The 7,279-nt window shown below is 32.4% G+C and carries 5 protein-coding genes; 1 reads left to right on the top strand and 4 read right to left on the bottom strand.

Annotated elements, in window-relative coordinates; all coding sequences use genetic code 11:
- Positions 1–1,580 (top strand): phage tail fiber protein (locus tag M983_RS17865; protein ID WP_066747430.1); only part of this gene is annotated, 1,580 nt, incomplete at its 5' end.
- Between the two features lie 4 nt (positions 1,581–1,584).
- Here M983_RS17865 and M983_RS04085 read toward each other — a convergent pair.
- From M983_RS04085 to M983_RS04070, 4 genes are all read right to left on the bottom strand, one after another.
- Positions 1,585–1,815, bottom strand: coding sequence for a DNA polymerase III subunit theta (locus M983_RS04085; protein ID WP_066747428.1), 231 nt, complete (start codon positions 1,813–1,815; stop codon positions 1,585–1,587).
- A 195-nt stretch (positions 1,816–2,010) separates the two neighbouring features.
- A complete protein-coding gene (locus M983_RS04080; protein WP_066747426.1) occupies positions 2,011–3,927 on the bottom strand; it encodes a type I secretion system permease/ATPase in 1,917 nt (638 codons plus the stop codon).
- 25 nt (positions 3,928–3,952) lie between these two features.
- On the bottom strand, positions 3,953–5,302 hold the full coding sequence (locus tag M983_RS04075; RefSeq protein WP_066747424.1) for an HlyD family type I secretion periplasmic adaptor subunit: 1,350 nt from the start codon (positions 5,300–5,302) through the stop codon (positions 3,953–3,955).
- A 2-nt stretch (positions 5,303–5,304) separates the two neighbouring features.
- Positions 5,305–7,279, bottom strand: a 1,975-nt coding sequence (locus M983_RS04070; RefSeq protein WP_066747422.1) for a peptidase domain-containing ABC transporter, incomplete at its 5' end; no start/stop codon positions are given.

The following is a 7,279-nucleotide window of genomic DNA, read 5'->3' as shown; positions in this document are numbered from 1 at the left end:
CCCAATGGACCGTTAATAATCCGGCTATTCGAGCAGGCACAATAATTTTAATTCAAAACGGCAATATGAATTATCCGTATATGGTGGATAGGGTAAATAGCGATACCGAATTAGTGATTTCTCAACCGGCTACTTTTACCGTTAAAAATACTGGTTACAGCATTAACCTCACCGAACCCAATACTTACAGTGATGCCAATAACCGCATGACGGCCATTGCCTCAGATACGACCTATTTTCTGCGCGCAATGGACCAATGGATGATGAATAACGGTGTAGTGACGGTAGAGTTAGCTAATGGGCAAAAAGTCACACTGGATAGCATTAAAAAGATGCAAGGGGATATTGAAAATAGAGCCAGTTTAGTGAGTGCGGAGACCCAACGCTTTAAAGGCCAAGTCACTTCATATGCTGGGATGTACATAGCTATCGATGATACCTTTAAGGATTATTTTGGCGTAATGAAGCCAGAGAGAAATTATCCATTTAGGTTGTACGGGGAAGTTGCCGGTGCTGGACGAGATTATTATTTTCCGCCTAATAAACAAGGTGAGGTAGCATTACAGCAGTTTGATGATTTTAGAAACAAAGATATTAATGATATAGGTTCATATTCTTGGGGGGTAAGTTCGGGACTTTTTACTGCAAGGCAATTATGGGGTGGTAATAGCGAGGTGTTAGGTGGAATTATAAACATCCGTAATTGGAGGGATGCTAGCGGTTATAGCGGTTGTTTTCAGTTATTAAGTATTGGTGAGTATCTATATTATAAAACTGGGAGCGCAAGTGTGGGAAATTTTGGAACTGAAAGGAGAATAATCACTGCTGATAGCACTGGTAAATTAATTGATAGCAATAACCAATCGGAGATACCAAAATTAACACAATTTATTAGGGCTTATGGTGGGGGATTGCTACGTTGGGGGGTTGGTTCTTTTGTTGGTTATAATGGTTCAGATAGTTGGGGTGTTAATACTTTTAATAACGAAACAATGTCAATAACTTTTTCACTATCGGGAGCTTTAACTTCTTATAGGTTATTGAGTGATAGAACAACAACAGTAGACAGTAACGGCTTCATCAAAAAAGCCTCACCCATCATCAATATAAATCCCGACGGCACATATGCCACTAACGATGAATCTGAAGGCGCCACAGTAACGCGAATCTCAGAAGGCGAATACCTTATCGAAGGTGTACTCGGTTTTAATGCTGATGCAGGCTGGGGCGGTGTTGATGGCGGTATTGAAATCCCACTCGATGTTAATAAACAGCCACTGATTTGGGTAGACTCAAAAATTCTTGCCGATGGTTCAATACGAGTGAGAACCTATCACCGTACACATCCTAATGCGCCTAAATTCGCCCGTAATGATATTGAGGGTTACAGCGACGGTGATTTAATTGATATCCCTGATGGTCGCTTTATTTCTGTACGTGTACAGATGCCAGAGCAATCAATCTATAACGTGAAAATGCGTGAAATGGAAGAAGCGCAGAAAGCGGAAGAAGAGCGCAGACAAAAGGAAGAGGAAATGAAAGCGCAATTCGGGTTAGGCGAAAATGACATGTTGCTTTAACTAATCACTCTGTCTTCAAATACTGCACCGAATTAGCATCAGGTAACTTCTTACTTCTCTCACGATAAAACGCTAATCGTTCATTAAAATACTCGCGCAAGTGTGCTGGTTGTTGTCGTTCAATTTCGGACACAACAACTGGCATGTTGAGGCGTTCTTTATATGCGACACCTGAAGCGGCCAAATCGACATTGATTTTGTCTTTTTCTTCTTGAGGTAAGTTTGCGAGGTTCATAGTAGATCCAATTAGTTTTTGGAGAGTATAGCAGGGTGTGGAATTAAAAGCGGGGATGGTGTGACATACTGTGTCGAGATTGTGACACAATATATGTGAAAAGATGATAAAGGAGATAAAAATATACAAAGCTAAAATTTGCTGGCTGGCGTGGATAGTGGCTTTGTGTAATGATTTAACGGTTACTTATTTTTATCAATCACTTGATTCATAATCTAAAGCCGATGTTGCTTCATCTAAAATAAGAATACGTGGATTAGTTAATAATGCTCTAGCAAGTGCAATACGCTGGCGTTGGCCTCCTGATAATTGACTACCTCGTTCTCCAACTTGTGTATTAAAACCTAAAGGTAATTGTTCTATAAATTCAAATGCACCAGCAAGTTTAGCCGCTTCTAATAATTCTTCTTGTGTACAATTAGGCTTTGATAACTGAATATTTTCAGCAATAGTACCGCTAAATAAAAAGCTTTCTTGTAAAACAACACTAATGCTTTGTCGTAAAGATAGGGGATCTGCGATAGCTAAATCCATACCGTCAATATAAACTTGTCCTTGCTGTGGCGTATAAAAACGTTGAATAAGCCGTGTAATGGTGCTTTTCCCTGAACCTGAAGGCCCTGTTATTCCTATAAATTGACCAGCAGAAATAGAAAAAGAAAGTTGCTCAAGAACATCTGGTGTATCTGGTGAATAACGAAATCTAACATTAGAGAAATCTATTTTACCTTGGATATTAGGTACAGTAGCAAGCCCGTTATTTTGTTGCTCTGTAGGTGAATTAAGTATTTCACCGATACGCTGAATTGAAATGGTTGTTTGTTGCAAATCTTGCCATATTTGTGCCAATCGCAAAATAGGCTGAGTGATATGGGCTGCGAACATATTAAAAGCAATAAGCTCTCCCATTGTCATTTTCCCAACCATAATTAAATTCACACCATGCCATAAAATAATGGCTGTTGTAATTTTATGTATAATCGAAATAAGTTGTTGAGCCAATATCGATTTCTTAGCACCTGAAAAACGATTAATAATGTAGTAACTTAATTTATCTTGCCATTTATCGATAACTTGTTGTTCAGTTGCCGTTAATTTTACTGTCTCAATACCATTAATCGCTTCTGTTAATAAGCTGGTATTGTCTGCATTTGATTGATATTCCTGTTTAACCCAATAACGAATAAGTGGCCCTATAATAAGCCAAATAATAAAATAACTTACCAGTGCTGCTATTGTTATCCAAGTTAATAATGTGGAGTAACAAAACATAATCGAAATAAAAATACAAATAAAGATAAGATCAAGTACCATCATAAACGCAGAGCCAGTAAGAAATTGGCGAATATGAGATAGTTCTTGAATCCGCGCGATAATTTGTCCTGATTGTCGCAGATTAAAAAATGAATTTGGTAAACGAATTAAGTGTTGATAAGTTTTTCCTGAGAACTCAGCACTGAGTTTACAAGAAATAAACGTATACAGTTTATCTCTTAATAACACATAAATAGGTTCAGATATGGCTAAAAGAATTAATACAATACCAAGAACATGCAGATTAGAAAGACTTCTTCCAGTCAAAACCTTATCAATGATTTTTTCAAAAACAATCGGATTAACCAGAGCGAAAATCTGAATAACGCAAGATAAAATAAAAACAATAAAAAGTGCTTTTTTTTGACGTAGAATAGAAGGAATAAACCAACGTAAACTAAATTTATGCAGATCTTCTATTTTTTCTTTTTTAATAACTAATAAAATATTAAATATTTTATTATCATCATACGGATAATGTTTTTTTTCTCCACTTAACGGATCTATTAAGATAAATTGATTGTTTCTGTTTTTCAATAAAATATACCAATAATTATCTATTTCTATTAGCATATCACTAACGATATTTTCTTTATTATTGCTATCAAATAAAGAGAACGTACATTTAAAATCTAATAAGTTTGCAACTTCAATTATATTCCATTCAGTAATGCCATTCCCTTCACCTAAAAAATGAATGATATTTTTTTTAGTAAAGTTACCCTTATTTTTTTTAGATAAATAAAGCAGCGCATCAATAATTGATGAGTGATATTGTTCTTGTTTATTTAGTTCCATTGTATTTTTTCCTAGACACTTTTTATTATTTTTCTCTTAGTGCTTTATGGCTGTAAGCTTCTATTGGGCTTAATAAATAATCAATCACTCTACGTTTATCAATAATAACATCAGCAACTAATGACATACCTACGGCTAATTTATATTGTTCATTAGCAATTCCTATAGATTGCTTATCAAGCTCTATAAGTGCAGGATAGACTAAACCTAATTGCTCATGTTCAACGGAATCTTTAGCAATATTGATAACTTTACCTTCAAGCGTGCCATATCTTGTATAGGGAAATGCATCAATTTTTATAATTGCTTTTTGTCCTAGATGAATAAAACCAACATCTTTATTCAAAATATTTACTTGTGCAATATTATGTTTATCATTAGGAATAATAGCCATCACAGCTTGCGACGGTTGTAATACAGCCCCTAGTGTATGTACTGAAATTTGTTGAACTGTACCTGTTACAGGTGCTTTAACTATTTTTAATTGCTGGCGCTTTTGTGCGTGGTTTAAATTTTGCTGATAAATTAATACTTCACTCTCATATTGTTTATATTTATCGTGCCATTCTAATGCCTTTTGTTTCTCTAATTTGTCTATATTCTCATTGAGTTGTTTTCCTTGACTGACAAGAACTAAATATTCAGATGTTTTAATTTTTAATTGCCTAGCGATCTCTAACAGTTCTTTTTCACTTTCTAAAAAATCCATTTTACTTAATACTTTTTTATCATAAAGTGATTTTTTTATATTAAAACGTTTTTCAGTATTCTTTTTTAGTGTTGATATAGAAGTAATATCATATTTTATCATTAATTGATTTTTATGGTTTATATCTATTTCATTATTAATCTGATTAACTGTTGCTTCGAACTCTTCTTTTTCTTTTTTATAACTAATTAAAATAGATTTTTTATCGTCATCATTTAAATTATTAAAATGATAAATTGATGTCGGAGAGTGTTTTTCGCTTAAGGCTTGGTAGCGTATTTTTAATAGTAATAAATTATCTATTTTATTTTTTAAACCACTAATTTCTTCTTCTATTCCTAATATATCAAGTGTCAATAAGGGATCCCCTTTAGAAACATGTTGTCCTTCTTCTACATGAATAGCCGCTAAACGACTATGTTCATAAATTTGAATAAGTTGTGAATGTCCAGAAACAATCAATTTACCCGTCGCGGGTGCCTGTACATCAAGCTTCCCTAAATAGGCCCATATAATAAATGCAATAACACCTAAAGAAAGCGTCATCACAATGTAAAAAACATAAGGTGAATAAGGTTTTTCAATAATGGCAATATGATTTGGATAAAAATCATATTGAGTTATTTTATTTTTAAATAAACGACTTAATATTAGTTTGAATTTCATGATTAGCTATCCTGCTGAATTTTCCAGAGTTTTTGATAATATCCTTGTGAATTTATTAATTCGTCATGTTTCCCTTCTTCTATGATATTTCCTTTTTCAAGTACAATTATTCGATGACAATTTTTTATTGTTGATAATCGGTGGGCAATAATGATTACCGTTTTATTTTTTGCAATAATGGGAAGGTTATTTTGAATAATTGCTTGAGATTCATCATCTAATGCACTAGTGGCTTCATCAAAAATTAATATTTTAGGATTAGATAATAATGTTCTTGCTATTGCGATACGTTGTCGTTGTCCACCTGATAATGAACTTCCTCCCTCTGCAATAATCGTATCGTAACCTAACGGAAGTTTTAAAATAAACTCATGAGCACCTGTAAGCTTTGCTACATAGATAACGTCTTCTAATGAAGCAAACGGAGCAGTTAATCGAATATTATCAAATACACTTAAATTAAAGAGAAAATTTTCTTGTGAAACAAAACCAATTTGTTGGCGTAATTCTATAGGCGAAAATTGTAAAATAGGAATACCATCTAAAGTGATATTACCTGCATTAGCATGATAAAGTTTAGGTATTAGTCGGGCTAATGTACTTTTTCCTGAGCCTGATGCACCGACAATGCCAATAACTTCTTCTTTTTTTATATGGAGAGAAATATTATTTAAAATTGGTGGCATATCTTCTTTATAATAAAAGCTGACATGTTGAAAATTTACTTCACCTTTTAATTCTATTTTTAAATTACTATTTTCTTGTTCTTTAGGTAAATTAAGAATATCTTGCAAGTTAAAGACGGCTGTTTTAGCTCTTATATATTTTCCCCAGGTATCAATGGCTGTTCCTAATGGCTGAAGAGAATGATTAAGTAACATATTAAAAGCAATCAATTGGCCTATTGTGATCGATAATGAAATAACTTCATAAGCGCCAATCCATAAAATAGTAGCAATAGTGACTTTCTGCAAAAATGACACAACATAGTGAGAGAAGTTATCAATATTTTGTAATTTCAAATTATTATTTGTTAATTGATGAATTTGATTATTCCATTGCTGTGTAAATCTAGGCTCAAGAGAAAGACTTTTTATGGTTTCAATGCCACCTAAGCTTTCCGTTAAAAATGCTGTATTTACCGCTGATTCTTGAAAAAGTTGTTGAACGGCATGCTCTATTTTGGGAGATAGTAATTTTGCGAAAATAAAATAAATAGGAATAGTTGCTAGAAATATTAGTGTTAGTTTTAAAGATAGAAATGCCATTACAGCAATAAAAACAAAAATGAAAGAAAAATCAACAATAAACATTAATAACGTTTTTGTAATAAATTCTCTAATAATATCTAATTCTCTTACCCTAGAAACAATCGCACCTGTTTGTCGTGCTTTAAAATAGTGGATGGGAAGTTTAAAAAGATGCTGAGTTAATTTTAAACTTAATAGCATATCTATTTTATTCGCAGTATGCTGATAAATATATTCTCTACCGCCTTTTATTAAGCCTTCTGTTATTGCAACAAAAACTAGCCCTATGGTTAGAACATCTAATGTTGATAAAGTATTATGCACAAGAACTTTATCCATAATAACTTGCATAACTAATGGAGAAAATAGTGCTAATATTTGAAGTATTAATGTATAAAAAAGGATACTTTGAAAGATTGATTTGTATTTTTTAAAGACAGTAAAAAACCAACTTATATCAAAATAATGATGCTCTTTGAATGAAAGAGTATAGTATTTATCAGTAAGATTATTTAAAAAATCAGATGTATTGATTAATTCTGTTTTTTTATTTTTTATATTTAAAACAAGATATTCATTTTCATTGTTTTTTAATAAAATAAAAGTATTTTTATCTCTATCTGAAAAAATAATAGGTTGAGTTAATTTTTTTTTAAATATATTTTTTGCCTTTTTTGTTTTTAGTTTGAAATGGTAGGCTTTTTCTAATGATTTTATACTCTTTTCC

The sequence above is a fragment of the Proteus myxofaciens ATCC 19692 genome, assembly GCF_001654855.1.
Taxonomy (GTDB): Bacteria; Pseudomonadota; Gammaproteobacteria; order Enterobacterales; family Enterobacteriaceae; genus Proteus; species Proteus myxofaciens.
Note: the sequence above shows the minus strand (reverse complement) of the source record. Positions and strands in the feature narration are given on the sequence as shown.